20 protein-coding genes are annotated in these 20,688 nt (G+C 29.5%); 14 read left to right on the forward strand and 6 right to left on the reverse strand.

What is annotated here, in order from left to right:
- Positions 1-362 (reverse strand): CHC2 zinc finger domain-containing protein (locus ACTTAQ_RS03390; protein ID WP_440695558.1); only part of this gene is annotated, 362 nt, incomplete at its 3' end.
- Positions 362-820: a GatB/YqeY domain-containing protein gene (locus tag ACTTAQ_RS03395; RefSeq protein WP_440695560.1), complete on the reverse strand. Its 459-nt coding sequence runs from the start codon at positions 818-820 to the stop codon at positions 362-364. The genes ACTTAQ_RS03395 and ACTTAQ_RS03390, both read right to left, overlap by 1 nt.
- A gap of 101 nt (positions 821-921) precedes the next feature.
- Here ACTTAQ_RS03395 and carA point away from each other — a divergent pair, with 101 nt between their 5' ends.
- Together carA and carB are read left to right on the forward strand one after the other, a co-directional pair.
- Positions 922-2,106, forward strand: a complete 1,185-nt coding sequence (gene carA / locus ACTTAQ_RS03400) for a glutamine-hydrolyzing carbamoyl-phosphate synthase small subunit (RefSeq protein ID WP_440695562.1) — start codon at positions 922-924, stop codon at positions 2,104-2,106.
- Positions 2,090-5,299 carry a carbamoyl-phosphate synthase large subunit gene (gene carB, locus ACTTAQ_RS03405; RefSeq protein ID WP_440695564.1) on the forward strand — a complete coding sequence of 1,070 codons (3,210 nt, stop codon included), beginning with the start codon at positions 2,090-2,092 and terminating at the stop codon, positions 5,297-5,299. The genes carA and carB overlap by 17 nt, the downstream gene beginning before the upstream one ends.
- Here carB and ACTTAQ_RS03410 read toward each other — a convergent pair whose 3' ends face one another.
- Positions 5,300-5,962: a hypothetical protein gene (locus ACTTAQ_RS03410; RefSeq protein WP_440695566.1), complete on the reverse strand. Its 663-nt coding sequence runs from the start codon at positions 5,960-5,962 to the stop codon at positions 5,300-5,302.
- Positions 5,959-6,909 (reverse strand): mitochondrial fission ELM1 family protein, encoded by a 951-nt coding sequence (locus tag ACTTAQ_RS03415; protein WP_440695568.1) that lies wholly within the window; start codon positions 6,907-6,909, stop codon positions 5,959-5,961. Before ACTTAQ_RS03415 ends, ACTTAQ_RS03410 begins: the two co-directional genes overlap by 4 nt.
- A 45-nt stretch (positions 6,910-6,954) precedes the next feature.
- Between ACTTAQ_RS03415 and trxB the strand changes: the two genes are divergently transcribed.
- Complete coding sequence (gene trxB, locus ACTTAQ_RS03420) at positions 6,955-7,899, forward strand: thioredoxin-disulfide reductase (protein WP_440695570.1); 945 nt, start codon at positions 6,955-6,957, stop codon at positions 7,897-7,899.
- On the opposite strand, the gene ACTTAQ_RS03425 is transcribed toward trxB, so the two are convergent.
- Positions 7,896-9,095, reverse strand: coding sequence for a pyridoxal phosphate-dependent aminotransferase (locus ACTTAQ_RS03425; RefSeq protein ID WP_440695572.1), 1,200 nt, complete (start codon positions 9,093-9,095; stop codon positions 7,896-7,898). The genes trxB and ACTTAQ_RS03425 overlap by 4 nt on opposite strands.
- 5 nt (positions 9,096-9,100) lie before the next feature.
- Between ACTTAQ_RS03425 and uvrB the strand changes: the two genes are divergently transcribed.
- The 5 genes from uvrB to pgsA are packed head-to-tail and all read left to right on the forward strand — an operon-like array spanning position 9,101 to position 14,782.
- Complete coding sequence (gene uvrB, locus ACTTAQ_RS03430; protein WP_440695574.1) at positions 9,101-11,248, forward strand: excinuclease ABC subunit UvrB; 2,148 nt, start codon at positions 9,101-9,103, stop codon at positions 11,246-11,248.
- On the forward strand, positions 11,245-11,994 hold the full coding sequence (locus ACTTAQ_RS03435) for an SDR family oxidoreductase (protein ID WP_440695576.1): 750 nt from the start codon (positions 11,245-11,247) through the stop codon (positions 11,992-11,994). The genes uvrB and ACTTAQ_RS03435 overlap by 4 nt, the downstream gene beginning before the upstream one ends.
- A complete protein-coding gene (locus tag ACTTAQ_RS03440; protein WP_009359866.1) occupies positions 11,987-12,382 on the forward strand; it encodes a dihydroneopterin aldolase in 396 nt (131 codons plus the stop codon). The genes ACTTAQ_RS03435 and ACTTAQ_RS03440 overlap by 8 nt, the downstream gene beginning before the upstream one ends.
- Positions 12,383-12,386: 4 nt before the next feature.
- Complete coding sequence (uvrC, locus tag ACTTAQ_RS03445; RefSeq protein ID WP_440695578.1) at positions 12,387-14,225, forward strand: excinuclease ABC subunit UvrC; 1,839 nt, start codon at positions 12,387-12,389, stop codon at positions 14,223-14,225.
- Positions 14,225-14,782, forward strand: coding sequence for a CDP-diacylglycerol--glycerol-3-phosphate 3-phosphatidyltransferase (pgsA, locus tag ACTTAQ_RS03450; RefSeq protein ID WP_440695580.1), 558 nt, complete (start codon positions 14,225-14,227; stop codon positions 14,780-14,782). Before uvrC ends, pgsA begins: the two co-directional genes overlap by 1 nt.
- On the opposite strand, the gene ACTTAQ_RS03455 is transcribed toward pgsA, so the two are convergent.
- Entirely contained in the window at positions 14,779-15,669 is an 891-nt protein-coding gene (locus ACTTAQ_RS03455) for a branched-chain amino acid aminotransferase (RefSeq protein WP_440695582.1), read from the reverse strand. The two genes, pgsA and ACTTAQ_RS03455, sit on opposite strands and share 4 nt — an antisense overlap.
- 62 nt (positions 15,670-15,731) lie before the next feature.
- Between ACTTAQ_RS03455 and ACTTAQ_RS03460 the strand changes: the two genes are divergently transcribed.
- The 6 genes from ACTTAQ_RS03460 to pgeF are packed head-to-tail and all read left to right on the forward strand — an operon-like array spanning position 15,732 to position 20,687.
- A complete protein-coding gene (locus tag ACTTAQ_RS03460) occupies positions 15,732-16,169 on the forward strand; it encodes a MarR family winged helix-turn-helix transcriptional regulator (protein WP_440679960.1) in 438 nt (145 codons plus the stop codon).
- Positions 16,166-16,846 (forward strand): response regulator transcription factor, encoded by a 681-nt coding sequence (locus tag ACTTAQ_RS03465; RefSeq protein ID WP_440695584.1) that lies wholly within the window; start codon positions 16,166-16,168, stop codon positions 16,844-16,846. The genes ACTTAQ_RS03460 and ACTTAQ_RS03465 overlap by 4 nt, the downstream gene beginning before the upstream one ends.
- Positions 16,847-18,148 carry an ATP-binding protein gene (locus ACTTAQ_RS03470; RefSeq protein ID WP_440679958.1) on the forward strand — a complete coding sequence of 434 codons (1,302 nt, stop codon included), beginning with the start codon at positions 16,847-16,849 and terminating at the stop codon, positions 18,146-18,148. It begins immediately after the preceding gene.
- Positions 18,148-18,924: a prolipoprotein diacylglyceryl transferase gene (lgt, locus tag ACTTAQ_RS03475; RefSeq protein ID WP_440695586.1), complete on the forward strand. Its 777-nt coding sequence runs from the start codon at positions 18,148-18,150 to the stop codon at positions 18,922-18,924. The genes ACTTAQ_RS03470 and lgt overlap by 1 nt, the downstream gene beginning before the upstream one ends.
- On the forward strand, positions 18,905-19,933 hold the full coding sequence (locus ACTTAQ_RS03480) for an SAM-dependent methyltransferase (RefSeq protein WP_440695588.1): 1,029 nt from the start codon (positions 18,905-18,907) through the stop codon (positions 19,931-19,933). Before lgt ends, ACTTAQ_RS03480 begins: the two co-directional genes overlap by 20 nt.
- Positions 19,923-20,687 (forward strand): peptidoglycan editing factor PgeF, encoded by a 765-nt coding sequence (gene pgeF, locus ACTTAQ_RS03485; protein WP_440695589.1) that lies wholly within the window; start codon positions 19,923-19,925, stop codon positions 20,685-20,687. The genes ACTTAQ_RS03480 and pgeF overlap by 11 nt, the downstream gene beginning before the upstream one ends.
- The last annotated feature ends 1 nt before the right edge of the window (position 20,688 follow it).

Raw genomic sequence — 20,688 nt, forward strand, 5'->3', positions numbered from 1 at the left:
TTAAAATAGATTTCAAATAATTTTTGAATTCTCAAATTTTCTTTTTCAATTTTTTCATCTTCTTTTGTAAAACGATATGGTTGCATTCCAGCTCTTTGAGCAAGCATTTTTACCGCTTCTCCAAAATTTAAATTTTCTAATTTCATAATGAAATCAAAAATATTTCCATGTTCCGCTGTACTGAAACAATGATAAAACCCTTTTTCATCATTGACAGTAAAGGAGGGAGTTTTTTCATTTTTAAAAGGAGAGAGCCCAATAAATTCTTTTCCTCTTTTTTTTAAATTAACTTTTAATCTAACTACATCAGAAACTTTTAACCTATTTCTAATTTCATCAATGTAAGTTTTTGGATACTTCATTAACCTTTGAGCTTATCTTTTAATATCTTGCCGGCTAAAGAAAAATCCATTTTGCCCAAATATTTTTCTTTTAATACTGCCATTACTTTTCCCATGTCTTTAAGGCTTGATGCACCGATATTTGAAATTGCCTCATTGCAAACTTTCTCAACCTCTTCTTGGCTGAACTGTTGTGGTAAAAATTCTTCTATGATCTTGATTTCAGCATTTTCTTTATCGACCAAATCTTGTCTGCTTGCTTTTTGGTACATTTCTATTGACTCTTTTCTTTGTTTTAGCATTTTATTTAAAATAGAAATCATATCTTCATCTGTAACCTCTTTCTTATCCTGAGTTCTTTTTTCGATTTCTTTGTCTTTTTTTGCTGATACTATTGCCCTTAAAGTGAGCACCCGATCACTTTGCTTGCTTTTTAGCGATTCACTTAAAGCGTTGTTCACATTTTCAAAAATTGTCATGACGATTATTTAATTTAGTTTCTTGACGAGTGTAAGACTTTTTCATAATTAACGCCAAAGTTTTTTTGTAAACTTTGATTCTTAACCTATGAGTTGTATTTTTGTTTAATAAGGAAAAAAAGGCAGATTTAAATTTTTTATCATCACAACCCACAGGTATTTTAGTTTTCGAAAATGGATTATCTATTTCTGCAATAGGGATAGGTCATGAAGGCCATTCTATTGGAGAGGTTTGTTTTAATACTTCAATGACTGGCTACCAGGAAATTATAACTGACCCATCTTATTCTGATCAAATCATAAACTTCACTTTTCCTCATATTGGAAATGTTGGGACAAACTTTGAAGATATAGAGTCAGAAAAAGTTTGGCTAAAAGGAGTTATATTTGCAAAGGAAATAACTGAACCTTCAAATTATAGATCATTTGAAAAACTAAATGATTGGTTAAAAAAAAATGAAGTTGTAGGAATTGCAGGCGTCGACACCAGGGCTATTACAAACTTAATTAGAAATAAAGGCGCTTTAAAAGCAACAATTGTAAATGGTGATACCAATGAAATAAAAAAATATCTTGAAGAATGCAAAAGCTGGCCTGGCTTAAAAGGAATGGAACTTACCAAGAAAGTTACCACACAACAGATTTATAATTGGAATGATGAAGGATTATGGTCAAAAGAAAAGGGTTATAATAAAAATAATGAACATAAATACCATGTTGTAGTTTTGGACTTTGGCTGTAAAAAAAATATTTTAAGAAATTTCTCTAATTTAAAAACAAAATTAACAGTTGTGCCAGCCGATACAAACTTTAATAAAATATCAGAATTAAAACCTGATGGAGTTTTTCTGTCAAATGGACCAGGAGACCCTGCAGCTACTTCAAAATTTGCAAATGAAACTATAAAAAAAATATTAGAGAGTAATATTCCAACTTTTGGTATTTGCTTAGGTCATCAATTACTTGCACATGCTTTAAACTGTAAAACAAAAAAAATGCATCAAGGACATAGAGGAGCAAATCATCCTGTAAAAAATTTAAATAATAATCTTGTGGAAATTACATCACAAAATCATGGTTTCGAAGTTGATAAAGATAATATTCCTAATGATGTAGAGGTAACCCATATATCTTTGTTTGATCAATCTATCGAAGGTATTAAATCAAAAAAATATAAAGCTTTTTCAGTACAATATCATCCAGAAGCAAGTCCTGGTCCTCATGATAGTCATTATTTGTTTTTAGAGTTTATTAAAGAAGTGGATAAAAATGCCAAAAAGAACTGATATCAATAAAATCATGATTATTGGCGCTGGTCCTATTGTGATAGGACAAGCTTGCGAATTTGACTACTCTGGATCACAAGCATGCAAAGCATTAAGACAAGAAGGATATAAAATTATTTTAGTTAATTCTAATCCTGCAACCATAATGACCGATCCTAATGTTGCAGACATTACTTATATTGAACCTATAAACGATCAGGTTCTAGAAGAAATTATAAAAAAAGAAAAACCTGACGCAATACTGCCAACCATGGGTGGTCAAACTGGGCTTAATGCTGCAATGAGTTTAGATCAAAAAGGAATATTAAAAAAATATAATGTTGAATTAATTGGAGCCAATGCTGAAGCTATTGATAATGCAGAAAATAGAGAAAAATTTAAAAAAAATATGAATGAAATTGGTCTTGAGTCGGCAAGATCATACATATGCAGAAATGAAGAAGATGCAAAAGAGGCTTACAAAAAAATTGGAGTTCCTTCCATCATTAGACCTTCATTTACTCTCGGAGGCACAGGTGGAGGAGTAGCAAACACAGAACAAGAATTTTTTCAAATTATAAAAAACGGTCTAGATTTATCTCCAACTAACGAGGTTCTAGTTGAAGAGTCTTTGGTTGGTTGGAAAGAATTTGAAATGGAGGTTGTAAGGGACAAAAAAGATAATGCAATTATTGTTTGTTCAATTGAAAACCTAGATCCAATGGGAATACATACGGGTGACTCGATTACAGTAGCCCCTGCCCTAACCCTTACGGATAAAGAGTACCAAGTCATGAGAAACGCATCGATTGCATGTCTTAGAAAAATTGGAGTTGAAACAGGAGGTTCAAATGTTCAGTTTGCCATCAATCCAAAGGATGGAAGAATGATTGTAATCGAAATGAACCCAAGAGTTTCAAGATCATCAGCATTGGCATCGAAAGCCACTGGTTTTCCTATTGCAAAAGTCGCAGCCAAGTTAGCAGTAGGCTATACATTAGATGAGATACAAAATGATATCACAAGGGTAACACCGGCATCATTTGAACCAACTATTGATTATGTTGTTACTAAAATTCCAAGATTTGCATTTGAAAAGTTTAAAAAAAGTAAAGCAGAACTAGGAACTGCAATGAAATCAGTTGGTGAAAGTATGTCAATTGGAAGAAATTTTAAAGAGTCTTTACAAAAGGCATTAGTCTCGCTTGAAGTTGGACTATCTGGTCTTGATAGTATTCACTGTGATTTAAATACCATAAAAGATCAATTGAAAAAAAATATACCTTTAAGAATTTTATATGTTGCTGAGGGATTTAGAAAAGGACTAAGCTTAGAAAATATTCATCAACTCTGTAAAATTGATCCATGGTTTTTAAGACAAATAAAAGAAATTGTAGATACTGAAAATGAAATTATTAAAAGCCAATTCCAAAAAGATACATTCAAATTAATTAAATCAATTGGTTTTTCGGATCAAAAAATTTCTGAGCTATCAAATAAAACTTTAGATCAAGTTGAAAAATATAAAAAAGATAACAAAATTAATATTACATATAAAAAAGTTGATACATGTGCTGCTGAATTTTCCTCATTAACACCATACATGTATTCAACTTATGACCATGGTTTAATGTCAGACGGAGAATGCGAAGCTAATCCATCTGATAAAGAAAAAGTCATAATAATTGGTGGCGGACCTAATAGAATTGGCCAAGGTATTGAATTTGATTATTGTTGTTGTCAGGCAAGTTTCTCATTAAAAGAAATGGGATTTGAAACAGTTATGATTAATTGCAATCCGGAGACGGTTTCAACAGATTATGATACTAGTGACAGACTTTATTTTGAACCTCTTATTGATGAATATATTATTGAAATACTTAAAAAAGAAAGTTCGTCTGGAAAAATAAAAGGTGTAATCGTTCAGTTTGGTGGACAAACACCAATCAAATTAGCTAAAAAAATTCATGAGTCTGGTTTTCCTATTTTAGGAACGCAACTCGAGTCAATTGATACTGCTGAAGATAGAGAAAAATTTAATCAAATTGTTAGTGAACTAAATTTAAAACAAGCAGAAAGCGGCCTAGCAAGAGGCAAGGAAGAAGCAAAAACTATTGTTGAAAAAATTGGCTACCCGATAGTAATTAGGCCTTCTTACGTATTAGGTGGTCGTGCAATGGAAATTGTTCACGATGACGAGCAATTTAATACATATATTGAAGAAGCTGTCCAAGTCTCCGGTGATAGTCCAGTATTGATTGATAAATTTTTAAATGACGCAATTGAGATCGATGTTGATGCTGTTTGTGATGGTCAGGATGTATTTATCGCAGGCATTATGGAACATATTGAAGAAGCTGGAATTCACTCTGGTGACTCGGCGTGTTGTATTCCTCCATTTTCATTAGATGAAAAATTAATTCAAGAATTAAAAAAACAAACGACATCTCTTGCTAAAAAATTAAATGTAATTGGTCTTATCAATATTCAATTTGCAATTAGAGGAAGTGATATTTATATTCTTGAAGTAAATCCAAGAGCAAGCCGAACTGTACCTTACGTTTCAAAAGCTCTTAATATTCCAGTTGCAAAAATTGCCTCGCAAGTTATGGCAGGTAAAAAATTAAAAGAATTTAAAAATTTAGACAAAAAGCTAGATATATTTGCAATCAAAGAAGCTGTATTCCCTTTCAATAAATTCCCAGAAGTCGATACGATTTTGGGTCCTGAAATGAAATCAACCGGAGAAGCTATGGGAATTGATAGTGATTTTGGAATGGCATTTGCAAAAAGTCAAATGTCAGCTGGAAATGACCTTCCAACACAAGGATCTGCATTCATATCTGTAAAAGATGAAGATAAAGAAAAGGTTTGTGAATATGCAAAAAATCTTTTTGATATTGGATTTAAAATTTTTGGAACAGGCCGCACTGCCGATACTTTAAATAAACATGGAATTGAATGTACAAAAATTAACAAAGTAAACCAAGGAAGTCCTCATATCGTTGAGTATTTAGATGATAAAAAAATCTCTCTCGTCATTAACACTACATCGGAAAAAAAGTCTATTGAAGACTCATGGTCACTACGTAGAGCAGCTCTGAATAATAAAATCCCTTATTTTACAACTCTTGCAGGCGCAAAAGTATGTACTCAAGCTATAAATTCTTTAAAAAAGAATTCCTTAAAAATTAAAAGAATTCAGGAATTATAATTATTTTTGAACAGGATAATCAGTTTCAAAAGTTACGTAATTGAGTTGTAGACAACGTCTTTCATCTTTAATTACTTTTTTATCCAGACCATGCCAACTATTCTCATCAGTTGTAAATATATAACCATAGTTATCTTTATACGGAACAGTATAAACTTTTTCCAATTTCTCATTATAAAAATCAGTTCCAAGTTCTTCTGACTCTCCATTTCTATTTACAAATAACATCGAAGACATTAATTTTTCTTTGATATCGCAATGAGGCTTAAGCCAAAAACCTTTTCTATCACAACAAATTTCTACTCTTACAAAAGATTTTGATAAATCTTTTCCTATCATTTCACCTATGAATTGATGAGTTTCTTTTTTTTGAAGATCTTTTACTAATTTTAACAATTCGGGATAGTTTTGTTCATTTTCTTTACTTATGAAACATCGAAATTTTAAAGCTTTTCCACCAGACTTTATTCCCTCTCTTAATTTTCCATCTCCGCCATCAATTGCTCGAGTACCATCATATTCGATGTCATGAGCCGTTGGATCATCAAGTTTAGCATCGTAAAGTTCTTTGATCATATCTTCGGTCAATGGTTTATCAAATTCCCAATATCTAAATGGTTTGACACCATGTTTGCTTGTTTTCAAAGAATTTAAAATGCTCATTTATTCAAATTTAATTTTTCTATAATTATTTTAGCTATTCTTTTACTCTCATATAATTTTTCATAAGTCCAGTGTTCTAAATTACCATTGAACTCCTTTATGATGTTTAAATCTTTAAAGCTTTGTAAAAATTTTTCAAAACGATAGTCATTCCTAAAATTGGGTAATTTAGCTACATATAATGGTTTTCCAGTTATAGCCGCTTCAGAAATCATTGAAGTTGAATCACAAGTTACTACTATGTGAGAAGCTTCAGCATAAGCATTTGTATAATTTTTTTTATTTAAACTAAAATCATAACAAAATTCTAGGCGATTAAATTTTGAACTTAAAAAATCAAAGACAGATTTAGGTGTTCTTCTTGATGCTATAACATTAATTTTTTTTAAATTTTTATTATTATCAATTTTTTCAAAATGAACTTCTAAATCTTCTTTTTTAAAATTATAATATTTATTTGGTCCACCTAGTACAAATGTAATAATATTTTCTCCATTATTTTTATTTATAACCTCCTCTTCATTTAGATAATGCAATGCCCCAACTGATCGAATTATATTTTCAGAGTTAATTTTATTATCGTGCTGTGGAGTGATAATAAGGTCAAAGTTTTTAGGTGATATCTTTGGGTCTTGAATATGAATATTTTTTAAATCTCTATCAAATTTTTTTTTAAAATATTTTTTTAAAACAATATTTGGAATTACACTCTTTCGTCCACAGGATATAATGATGTCTGGAACTGAGCTGTCATCTTTAACTATTTCATTAAAATTAAAACTTTGTTGAATTTTTGGAGTTAAGAATGGAGGTAAAAATTTAAATAAAACTGGCAGATCAATTGTATGATGATCGAAAGTTGTATTTAAAGATTTTGCTAAACCCTCAACTTGACTAATCATGCCATGGGCGCCCTCTGTTAATAACCAGCAGTGTAATGCTTTCATTATAATAAATTATATTTTATTAGATTGTTTCTATAAATTAATCAAATGAGTCAAAATAAAGAGTTTAAAACCAAAGTACTAATTATAGGATCAGGTCCGGCAGGTTATAGTGCGGCTGTTTATACATCAAGAGCAATGCTGAAACCTATAATGGTTACTGGTATGGAACCTGGTGGTCAGTTAACTACGACCACTGATGTTGAAAACTACCCTGGATTTGCGAAAGCTATTCAAGGTCCATGGTTAATGGAAGAAATGAAGAAACAGGCCGAAAATGTTGGTACAGAATTTGTAACAGATATAATTAGTGATGTTGATTTTTCAAAAAGACCATTTGTTTGCAAAGGGCAAAATGGAAATACATTTGTATCTGATACAGTAATTATCTCTACTGGCGCCCAGGCCAGATGGCTTGGAATTGAAAACGAGGAAAGTTTCAAAGGTTTTGGTGTAAGTTCATGCGCTACGTGCGATGGTTTTTTTTATAAAGGCAAAGAAGTAGCGGTAGTCGGAGGAGGAAATGCAGCTGTCGAAGAGGCAATCTACCTTTCTGGTATAGCATCAAAAGTATATTTAATTCACCGAAGAGATGAATTACGTGCAGAAAAAATGTTGCAAGAAAAAATATTTAAAAATAAAAAAATTGAAATTATTTGGAATACCGTTGTTGAAAAAGTAAACGGAACTGATAATCCAAAAAATTTAGAGTCCGTTACGATTAAAAATATAAAAGATAATCTGACAAAAGAATTAAAAATTCATGGTTTTTTTGTTGCTATAGGACACAATCCAGCAACAAGTATTTTTAAAAATCAAATTAAAATGGATGATGAAGGATATATCATCACAAATCCAGACTCAACAGCAACAAATATAGAAGGTGTTTTTGCAGCAGGTGATGTTAAGGATAAAATTTTTAGACAAGCAATTACAGCAGCAGGCATGGGATGTATGGCTGCACTAGAAGCAGAAAAATTATTAAATCATTAACTTAATTTAGAACAGAAATCAGATATTCTTTCGACTGCCTTTTCAAGGTTTGTCATTGATGTAGCATATGAAATTCTAAAAAAACCTTCTAAGCCAAAAGCTGACCCTTGAACAACTGCAACCCCAGTTGACTCTAGTAGTTTACTTACAAAATCAGTATCGTTTTTGATTTCTCCAAGCTCAGAGTGAGTTTTACCTATACAACCTTTGCAGCTTGGAAATACATAAAATGCACCTTGTGGATTTAAACATTCAATTCCATTAATTTTATTCAATTTAGAAACAACAAAATCTCTTCTCTCTTTAAATGCATCAGATCTATCTTTAATAAAAGATTGATCTCCATTTAAGGCTTCAACTGCTGCAGCCTGGCTAATTGATGAAGGGTTAGTTGTAGATTGAGATTGTATCTTTGCCATAGCTTTAATTAAATCTTTTGGACCACCAGCATATCCAATTCTCCAACCCGTCATTGCATATGATTTGCTAACACCGTTGATGGTTAACGTTCTATCAGTGACATTTTTATTTTGAGCAATAGTATAAAATTTAAAATTATCATAAACTACATGCTCATAAATATCGTCGCTCATTACCATAACTTCTGGATAATCTTTTAAAATATCTGCTATTGCATCAATTTCATCTTTTGAATAGCACGATCCAGTTGGGTTTGATGGAGAGTTTAAAATAATCCATTTCGTTTTACTGTTTAAGTTTTTCTTCAGTTTTTGAGATGTGATTTTGAATTCATCTTTCTCATCACAAATAACAATCTTAGGGGTACCACCTGCTAATAATACAATATCTGGATAAGATACCCAGTAAGGCGCTGGAATTAATACTTCGTCTCCTGGGTTTATAGTAGATAAAATAGCATTAAAAATTACTTGTTTACCACCTGCGCCGACATTAATTTGATCTTTTGAAAACTCTAGACCATTTTCTTTTTTAAATTTGTTTATTATAGCTTCTTTAAGCTTAGGAGTTCCATCAACAGCAGTATATTTTGTATCACCGCTATTAATTGCTCTGATTGCGGCTTCTTTCACATTATCAGGAGTGTCAAAATCAGGTTCTCCTGCTCCTAAAGAAATCACATCAACACCTTTTTCCTTTAACTCTCTAGCTTTTTGAGTAACAGCTATTGTTGGAGAAGGTTTTATTCTTGATAAAGAACTTGATAAGATGCTCATAAAATATGTCAGTATTAAATACAATTAATAAATCAGAAAGCAAGGATACAAATAAATTATCCTTAAACAAGCTTGAGGGTGGGAAAGATTTTAAAATAACAAGTAACTTCAAACCATCGGGTGATCAACCTATGGCTATAAAAGAGCTTTGTTCTGGTCTCAATGATCAACAAAAAAATCAAGTGCTTTTAGGGGTCACTGGATCAGGCAAAACTTTCACTATGGCTAAAATTATAGAAACATTAAATAGACCAGCGATCATTTTGGCTCCCAATAAAACTTTAGCAGCTCAACTTTATGGTGAAATGAAGAGTTTTTTTGCAAATAACTCTGTTGAGTATTTCGTATCTTATTATGACTACTATACCCCAGAAGCTTATGTTCCAAGATCAGATACTTATATTGAAAAAGAGTCATCTATAAATGAGCAAATAGATAGAATGAGGCACTCAGCTACAAGATCTCTTTTAGAAAAAGATGATGTAATCATCGTATCAAGTGTTTCTTGCATCTATGGTCTTGGATCAGCAGAGTCATACAGCAAAATGACATTTACATTTATCAAAAATGAAAATTATGAAAGAGAAAATGTAATCAAAGGTTTAATAGAACTTCAGTATAAAAGAAATGACCAAAACTTTCAAAGAGGAACATTTAGAGTCAGGGGAGAAAACATAGAAATTTTTCCATCTCACCTTGAGGATAGAGCCTGGAAACTTAGCTTAGATGAAGGTAAATTAGTCTCTATTAAAGAATTTGATCCACTTACTGGAGATAAAACTGAAAATTTAAATATAATTAAAGTATACGCTAATAGCCACTACATCACCCCTCGCCCTACAGTAAATCAAGCAATAAAACAAATTAGAGAAGAATTAAGACTAACCATTGATAAATTTAGAGGAGAAAATAAACTTTTAGAAGCACAAAGAATTGAGGAAAGAACAAGATTTGATCTTGAGATGATAGAGGCAACAGGATCTTGTTCAGGAATTGAAAACTATTCAAGATTTTTATCAGGAAGAAATAAAGGAGAGCCACCACCAACATTATTTGAATATCTACCTGATAATGCACTGGTATTTGTTGACGAAAGTCATGTTACTGTACCTCAATTGAATGGAATGTATAAAGGTGACTACACAAGAAAAAAAACTTTATCTGATTATGGTTTTAGATTGCCATCATGCATGGATAATCGACCATTAAAGTTTGAAGAGTGGGATTTGATGAGGCCACAAACAGTATTTGTATCTGCTACCCCTGGTCCTTGGGAAATGGAACAAACAAAAGGTGTTTTCGCAGAACAGATAATTAGACCAACTGGTTTAACTGATCCCGAAGTTGAAATACGACCCGCAAAAAATCAGGTGGATGATCTTTTAAATGAATGTCAGGGAATAATAAAAAAAGAGCAAAGAGTTTTGGTCACTACACTTACAAAAAAAATGGCTGAAGATTTAACAGAGTACTTTGACGAAAATGGTATTAAAGTTAGATATATGCATTCGGACATAGATACACTAGAAAGAATAGAAATAATCAGAGATTTAAGGCTTGGTCACTTTGATGTTTTAGTTGGCATAAATCTTTTAAGAGAAGGGCTTGATATCCCTGAATGTTCATTAGTTGCCATCTTAGATGCAGATAAAGAGGGTTTTCTTAGATCAGAAACTTCATTAGTTCAAACAATCGGAAGAGCGGCTAGGAATGTTGAAGGAAAAGTCATCTTATATGCGGATAAGAAAACAAAAAGTATAACTAAAGCAATTGAAGAGACTGACAGAAGGAGAACAAAACAACAAGAATATAATAAAAAAAATAATATAAGCGCATCATCAATTAAAAAAGAAATTGGGGATATACTAGAGAGTGTTTATGAAAAAGATTATTTAAATACAGATAAATTCACTAAACCTGGACATAATTTAAAAAAACATATGAAGGCATTGAAAAAAGATATGCAAAGTGCTGCTGATAATTTAGAGTTTGAAAAGGCAGCTGAAATAAGGGATGAAATTAGAAAATTAGAGCAGTCTGATATGGGTCTAACTGTAAATTCATTTACCAAGAACTATAAATCTAAAAATGCTGGTAGATCCACACAAGGAAGAGCTGGTACAAGAGCTGGTAAAAGGTACAAAAAAAAATGAATATACTGATTACAGGTGCCGGGAAAAGAATTGGTAAAGAAATCGCGGTTGGATTTGCAAAAAAAGGTGCAAATATAATACTTCATTATAATAAATCAAAAATAGATGCTGAAAATACAAAAAAATATATTTCAAAATATAGTAAAGCAATTCTAATAAAAGCGAATTTAGAAAAATATCAATCTGTAAAAAAACTTTTTCATGATGCTAAAAAAAAAGTTGGTAAAATTCATCATTTAATTAATTGTGCTTCAGTTTTTGAAAATGACGATATCCTAAAATTTAATGAGAAAAGTTGGAACAAACATCTAGATACAAATGCTAAAGCACCGGCAATTTTAATTTCTAATTTTGCTAATCAAAAGCTTAATAAAAGTGATAATGCGACAATAACAAATATACTTGATCAAAGAGTTTTTAAACTTACTCCTTATTTTTTTTCTTATACTGTAAGTAAATTAATATTATTTAATATGACAAAAACAGCAGCGATGCGATTGGCGCCAAAAATCAGAGTAAATGCTATTGCACCAGGTCCAGTAATTAAAAATACTAGGCAATCAACAAAACATTTTAAAAAACAGTATTTAAATACCTTGTTGAAAAAACAAGTAGATAAAAAAGAAATTTTTAATGCTTGTAATTTTTTTATTCAGAATCAATCTATAACTGGTCAATCAATAGCGATCGATAGCGGTCAAAGTTTAAATTGGCAAACTAAAGATTTAATAAATATTAATGAGTGAAAAAAAAGTAATTAAAATAAAAAATAACATCAAAACCTCTGAAGAGGTAATCATTATTAAAAACTTAAAATTAAATGCAAAATTTGGGTATTATCCTCATGAAAAAATTACAAAACAAGAATTAGTTTTTAATTTAAAAATTTTTACAAATGAAAATTTATATCAAGATAATTCTTTAAATGAAATTATAGATTATGACCAAATCATAAAAATTATAAAAAAAATTTTAAATGAGGATATTAATTTTCTAGAGACTTTGTCTGAGAAAATTATCACTAAGATATTTGACGATCAAAGAGTGAACAAAGTCAAAATTAGAATTGAGAAAACTCAGGCTGTAAAAGAATGCGAAAGTGTTGGCTACGAGATAACAAAAAAAAGAATTTAGAAATATGAACTCTTTAGAACAAGGTAAAGAGATATTTAAAAATAAATCTAAACTATGCTCTAATAGTCCTGGGGTTTATCAAGTATTTGATGAGAAAAATAAAATCATTTATGTTGGTAAAGCTAAAAACTTACCAAACCGATTATCGAATTATTCCTCCAGTTCTACACAGCCAATTAGAACAGAGAGAATGATAGCATCGACAAATAGAATAGATACAATTAGCACTTTAAATGAATCTGAAGCACTCCTTTTAGAAGCAAATTTAATAAAAAAAAATAAACCCAGATATAATGTCTTGCTTAAAGATGATAAATCTTTCCCATATATTCAGATTAGATCAAGCCATGACTATCCTCAGATAACTAAATTTAGAGGTAAACATAATGATAAGGATATTTATTTTGGTCCTTTTGCATCAATCGCGTCAGCTAATTGGACAATTAAAATGCTTCAGAAAGTTTTCCAGATAAGGGTTTGCGATGATAACACTTTCAAAGGAAGGTCACGACCCTGTATTTTATATCAAATTAAAAGATGCTCAGGACCATGCACTGGAGAAATTACAAAAAGCGAATATTCTAAAACTGTTGATGAATGTTCAAGCTTTTTAAATGGAAAATCAAGAGATATACAAAAAAAAATGTCACAAGAAATGGAAAAAGAAAGTGACAGACTTAATTTTGAAAAAGCAGCTATATTAAGAGATAGAATTAAATCCTTAACTTACATCCAATCATCTCAAAATATTCAAAAAAATAATTTAAAAGATGCAGATTTAATTGTTAGTTATAGAAAAGAAAATATAACGTGTGTAGTAATATTTTTTTACCGATCTAAACAAAACTGGGGCAGTCAATATTTTTACCCAAAACATGATCATGAGGATAGTGATGAGCATATCCTAAAATCTTTTTTAACTCAGTTTTACGAAAACAAAGAACCTCCGTCTGAATTAGTTCTAAATTTAACTCCTGAAAATCATGAGTTAATAAAATCTGCATTTGAAAAAAAATATAATAAAAAAATTTCAATTAAAATATCACCAAAAAATTCAATTGTGAAAAATGCTGTTAAAAATGCACAAGAACAACTTCAAATTAAAATACTATCACAGGAAAAAAATAATGATCTACTTATTTCAATGGGTGAAAAATTTAAATTAGGTTTTACCCCATCTTTAATAGAAGTATACGATAATAGTCATAATCAAGGAGATAGTAATATTGGTGCATTAATTGCCTTTGGAAAAGATGGATTTATTAAAAATAGATATAGAAAATTTAATATCAAAAATACTAAAATAAAATCAAACGATGATTATGGTATGATGACCGAAGTCATACAGAGACGTTTCTCAAAAGTAGACTCACTCACAGATGAGAATGTACCTGATTTATTGCTCATTGATGGAGGCAAAGGTCAGTATTCAGTTGTGAGAAATAAATTAAATGATTTAGGATTTCATGGTCTTAAGATTATCGCAATATCTAAGGGAAAAGAACGTAATAAAGGTAATGAAAAATTTATTAGTGAAGATGGTGTTATAGAGTTAGACAAAAATGATCCTGTGCTATTTTTAACTCAAAGAATAAGAGATGAAGCTCACCGATTTGCAATTACTACTCATCGAAAGAAAAAAACTAAACAAATGTTTAAATCTCCTTTAGATGAAATTGATGGAATTGGATCAAAAAGAAAAAAGGCACTTTTAAGTCATTTTGGATCTGCAAAAGCGATAGAAGGTGCTAGTTTAGATGATATCAAATCTATTGATGGAATTAATGACAGTTCAGCAGAAAAAGTTTATAATTTTTTTCATAAAAAGAAAAATATCCTTTAATGTTAAAAATACCAAATATATTAACTATAGGACGAATAATTTTAGTTCCCATATTAGTCTTTGTATTTTTTTTACCCGGTACACTTGGTGACTGGCTTTCATGCGGAATTTTTGTTTTGGCAAGCTTTACTGATTTTGTTGATGGCTTTCTTGCAAGACTTCTCAAACAACAATCTAGACTTGGAGAGATGCTAGATCCAATTGCAGACAAAATTATTGTAGTTACAGCTTTAATTCTATTAGTTAAAAATGATACGATTACAAATACTAACATAATCGCAGCAATAATAATTTTATGCAGAGAAATTTTAGTATCAGGTTTACGCGAGTATCTTGCTAAATTTAAATTAAAAATGCCAGTTTCTCAACTTGCAAAAGTTAAAACTTTTTTTCAAATGTTTTCGATTTCAATTTTGCTGGCGGGAAATTCTGGAGATAAATTATTAGGGGGTTATGGTTTGGAAATAGGTATTACTTTGTTATGGCTCTCTGCAATTCTTACTGTTTATACTGGTTATGATTATATAAAAAAAGGCATTGATCATGCCCTTGATTAAGCAAGAACTTTTCGATTAACTATTTCTAAGTACTTATCAAAAAAACTTCCTATAGAGTTCGTAACTTTAAAACTATAATCCCCAATTTGAGAAACAGGTGTTACTTCAGCTGCTGTTCCAGTTAAAAAGCAAGCTTCAAAATTTTTCAATTCTTCTAGCTTAATTTTTCTCTCTATAATTTTAAAACCTTTTTCTTTTGCAATATCAATTATAGTTCTTCTCGTAATCCCATCTAAAAAACAGTCAGGTATTGGGGTGTGAATTTCTTTAGTTTCTTCATTCAAGAAAAAAATATTTGCACCTGTTGCTTCAGCTACAAAGTCCTCATGATCAAGCATCAGTGAGTCATTAAATCCATCTTTTTCTGCTTCATGTTTTGAAAGTGTACAAATCATATACAATCCTGCAGCTTTTGTATCCCAAGGTATTGTATTTGGAGCTGGTCTTCTCCATTTAGAAACATTTAATTTAATACCATGCTCTTTAATTTTTGGATCAAAATAAGATCCCCATTCCCAAGTAGCAATTGCAAAATGGATTTTATTTTTTTGTGCGGATATTGCCATCATTTCACTACCTCTCCATGCAACAGGTCTTACATAACCATTTTGAACATTTTGAATTTTAATAATCTCATTACAAGCTTCATCAATTTGATCTACAGTGTAGGGTATTTCAAAACCCATTCTTTTAGCTGAATAAATTAAACGATTGGTATGTTCTCTTAATTTAAATATTTCACCATTATAAACTCTCTCCCCTTCAAATACACAGCTGCCATAATGTAATCCATGGGTAAGGACATGAAGCTTGGCGTCTTTCCAATCTATAACTTGGCCGTTAAACCAAATTTTTCCATTTCTTTTATCGTACGGGACAGGTTCCATATTGAGGTAGATAGAAATTATATTTGAATGTAATATATGTCAATAATACTGACTAATATCTTATGCTAAAAGATTTTCTTTACCTCAAAGAACAAAACCTTAAAGATGTTGTTGAGCTATTATTAAAGGCCTATACAGCCTCATTTTCTGACAGCGAACAAACATTAAAAAGAAATGCTTTAGGTAAAGCTCACCACAGATTAATTATTCTGATTAATAATAACCCGGGCATCAAGGTTACTGAAATTTTGAATAATTTAAAAGTTACTAAACAGAGTTTAAACAGAGTATTGCAAGATCTAATCAAAAAAAATTTAATTTTACAAAAGAAAGCTGAAAAAGATGGAAGAGAAAAAGAAGTATATTTATCGGAAAAAGGCTTAGAACTTACTAATAGCTTATTTAATTCTCAAAAAAATAGAATACTAAATGCATTCAAAAAATCGTCACCAGATGAAGTTAATTACTTTAAAAATGTGTTAAAAAGAATCATAGGATGAGTGAAGAAAAAAAACATATATTAATAATTGATGATGAAGAAGGTATTCGTGAACCATTAAAAGAATATCTAGAAAGTGAGAATTTTTTTGTGTCTACTGCAAAAGATGCTGAAGATGCAAAAAATAAAATTCAACTTTTGGAATTTGATCTATTAATTGTAGATATTATGATGCCTGGTCAATCTGGTTTAGAGTTAACCAAAGAAATTAGAAAAGATAAAGACACACCTATAATTTTTTTAACTGCAATGGGTGAGTCTGCTAGCAGAATTCATGGGCTAGAAACTGGAGCAGATGATTATGTTCCAAAACCTTTTGAGCCAAAAGAATTAGTCTTGAGAATTAAAAATATTCTAAAAAGAGTTAAAAATTTAAGAGAAGGCATGCATCTCATAAAATTTGGTGAAAGAAAAGTTGACTTAAAAAAAATGACTATAACTTTTAAAAAAAATGTTGAAAAAATTAATCAATCCGAAAAGCTGCTACTTGAAAAGATGATAATGTCTTTGGGTAAAGTATTTCAAAGAGAGGATATATCCAAAATTATTAATTTAAACAAAGAACGTGCTGTTGATGTAGTAATAACCAGATTAAGACAAAAAATAGAACCCGATCCAAAAAATCCAATATACCTTCAAACTGTTAGAGGTAATGGGTATGTTCTTTGGGCCGACTAAATGATTAAAAAGTTTTTACCTAAAACTTTATTTTTTAGATATTTTCTTATCATAATAGCACCCGTAATTTTATTTCAGATTTTGCTTTCTGTTGTTTTCTTTGACAGTCTATGGCTGAAAACAAATAAAGGCTTAGTTAATTCTTTATCAGATGAAATTGTAACCTTCATTAAGTTATATGAAAATGAAAAAGATACAGAAAAAAAAGGAATAATTCTAAAAGCATTTCAAGATAGTCAACCTTATGTAATAAAGGTATCGGTTGGAAAAATATATCAAGAACCAAATTATTCCAAATTTGCTTTTTATGACAGGTTGCTAAATGAAGAGTTTCAAAAAAATTTAAATTATAAATTTTGGTTTAATACCAAAATACATAAAGATTATGTTAAAATTTTAGTAGAATTTAATAATCAAATAATTGATTTAATTGTACCTAAATCAAGAATAAGAAATACTTCAGGAAGAATTTTTCTACTCTGGATACTAGTTCCAGCTTTTTTACTCATTATAATTTCCTTATTATTTTTAAGAAACCAAATTAGACCAATAACAAACTTGGCTTCTGCAGCTGAGAAATTCGGAAAAGGTCAATATGTTGCCGAAACAAAGCCATCTGGAGCAATAGAAATTAGAAAAGCAATAAATGAATTTGAAAAAATGAAACAACGAATATTAAGGCATATTAGCCAAAGAACATCTATGCTTTCGGGAATAAGTCATGACTTAAAAACACCATTAACAAGATTAAAACTACAAATAGAAATTTTAAATAAAGATGGAAAATTAAATAAAATAAAAGAAGACGTAAACGAAATGCAGAAAATGATTACTGATTATTTAGATTACTCAACATCACAATCTGAATTATCCTCAAATAAATTTAATTTATCAATTATGTTAAATGAAATTTTCCATAAATTTAGTGGTTCAAAAATAAAACTTGATTGTAATAAAAATTATTTTCTCACAGGCAGACAACACCTAATTAAAAGATGCATTCTCAATGTTGTTGAGAATGCTTTGAAATATGGTAATTCAGTAGAAATAAAGGTTAAGGATACTAAAGATAAAGTAGTAATTATAATCGATGATGACGGTCCAGGAATTCCAGATCGCGAAAAGGAAAGAGTTTTAAGACCATTTTATAGATTAGATAAAAGCAGAACTTCAAGCTCTGGGAGTGTCGGACTTGGATTATCAATTGTACAAGATATCGTCAATTCTCATGGTGGACAAATAGAGCTTCAGGACAATCCTAAAGGCTCTGGCTTAAGAGTAAATTTAATATTCCCATCATAATGTTTGTTAATAATTTTGATCCAGTTGCTTTTGAATTTTTTGGATTTGCTATTAGATGGTACTCTTTGGCATATATCTTTGGTTTAGTATTCGCAATTCAATATGGAAAGTATTTAATTAAAAATAATCATTATTTTAATTTTGAACCTAAAATACTCGACGACTATCTACCATTTGCAATTATTGGAATAATTATTGGAGGAAGGATTGGCTATGTATTATTTTATGATTTTCAATTTTACTTAACTAATCCAATTGAAATATTCTATGTTTGGCGTGGTGGCATGTCTTTTCATGGAGGTCTTATTGGAGTTATTTTAATTTCAATTTATTTTTCAAAAATTAAAAATTTAAAATTTTTAATTTTTACGGATTTGTTAGCCATCATTACTCCAATTGGCCTTTTTTTAGGAAGAATAGCAAATTTTATAAATTCAGAGCTAATCGGTTCACCCAGTAATTTGCCTTGGTCTGTAATTTTTATAAAAATAGATCAAATACCACGACACCCATCGCAACTTTACGAAGCTATTCTTGAGGGGCTAGTATTATTTTTAATTTTAAATCTAATCTATAAAATTAAAAAAACTACAGGTTTTGTATCCGCCTCTTTCTTAATTTTTTACAGTTGTTTTAGAATTTTTGCTGAGCAATTTAGGTTACCAGATGAACATCTGGGCTATATATTTGGATTGTTTAGCATGGGAACAATTTTAAGTTTATTTATTTTATCATTAGGATTGATACTTATAGTTAATGTTAAAAATAATAAATAATTTAAAGAAAAAAAAAATACCATTAGATGATTACATTAATACTTGTCTATACAAATATAAATCTAGTTACTACGAAAAGAAAAAAATATTTGGACCCAGAGGCGACTTTATTACATCGCCATATATTTCAAGTATATTTGGAGAAATTATAGCAATTTATATAACTAATTTTTTTTTAGAAAAAAAATTATATAGTTTTTCAATTCTTGAAATTGGTGCTGGAGAAGGTGTAATGGCAAGAGATATCATTGATACTATTAATAAATTTAAAAATATTAACTTCTCATATTTTATATTAGAAAAAAGTGAAAATTTAAAAAAGAAACAAAAAAAAAATTTAAATAAACTTAAAGTTAATTGGATAAAATCACTTGATGATTTAAAATGCAAAAACTTATTTATAGTATCAAATGAACTTTTAGATGCATTTCCAATCAAGCATTTAAAAAAAATTAAAAATGATTGGTATGAAAAATATGTATGCTATGACAATAATAAAAATAAGATTATTTCAGAATATGCTAAACTCAAAAACAAAAATCAAAAAATTTTCAAACTAGTAAGTAAGAATAATGATTTTATTGAATTTTCACCATTAGTAATTCAATTTTTAAATCAAATTATAAAAGTCTTAAAAAAAAATAAAAATAATTGTTTTTTAACTTTTGACTATGGTTACCAAGATAATAAATTTAAAAATACACTACAAGGACTAAAAGATCATAAAAAAGTAAGTATTTTTGAAGATCCTGGAAATGTTGATATAACCTACCTAATCAACTTTAATTTAATAAAAAAAATTTTTAACAACAAATCCTTTAATAACATAATTATGTCTCAATCAGAGTTTTTAACTAGGGCTGGGATTATTGAAAGGTTGAGGCAAGCAACTAATATTTTAACCTCTGAAAAAGATAAATTAAAACTAGAGATGTCAGTAGATAGACTAATTCATCCTAAGAAAATGGGGAGTTTATTTAAATGTTTAATTGTTACTAATGCAAATTAAGTCTCAAAAATTATCTAAAGTTAAAAATATTTCTCATGGTTTTTTTTCAAAAAAAGGAGGTTGCTCCAAGGGTATTTATGAGTCTTTGAACTGTGGTTTAGGATCAAAAGATAAAAAAATAAATGTCATCAAAAATATTGAAGTTATTAAAAAAAAATTTAGCTGTAATAACATAAATTTATTAAATCAAATCCATAGTAACAAAATAATACATTTGAAGAGAAAAAATAAAAATATAAGACTTGGATATGCCGATGGTATTTTTACTTCATTAAATAAAATTATTATTGGAGTATTAACTGCAGACTGTGTTCCTATACTTTTTTCATCAAGATGTGGAAAATTTATTTGTGCTGTACATGGAGGTTGGAGGGGTTTGCATAAAAATATCATAAAAAATGCTTTAAAATTATTTATAAAAAATAAAATAAAAAAAAAAGATATCATTTGCGCTATCGGACCGTGTATTGGATTTAAAAGCTATGAGGTAAAATCAGATTTTAAAAGCAAAATAATAAACAAAAATAGCAAATATCAAAAATTGTTTAAAATGAAAAAAGACAAGTTATTCTTTAATATTAAACAATACGCATTTACAAAATTAATTGAGCAAAAGATAAGTAGAAAAAATATTCAAATGATTGATAAGGATACATACTCAAGTCCTAAATTTTTTTTTAGTTTTAGGAGATCTGTGCATAAAAAAGAAGATGATTATGGAAGAAACATTTCAGTCATAGTAAAAGATTCGTAAT

The organism is Candidatus Pelagibacter sp. HIMB109, assembly GCF_052048155.1.
In the GTDB taxonomy this organism is placed as follows: Bacteria; Pseudomonadota; Alphaproteobacteria; order Pelagibacterales; family Pelagibacteraceae; genus HIMB114.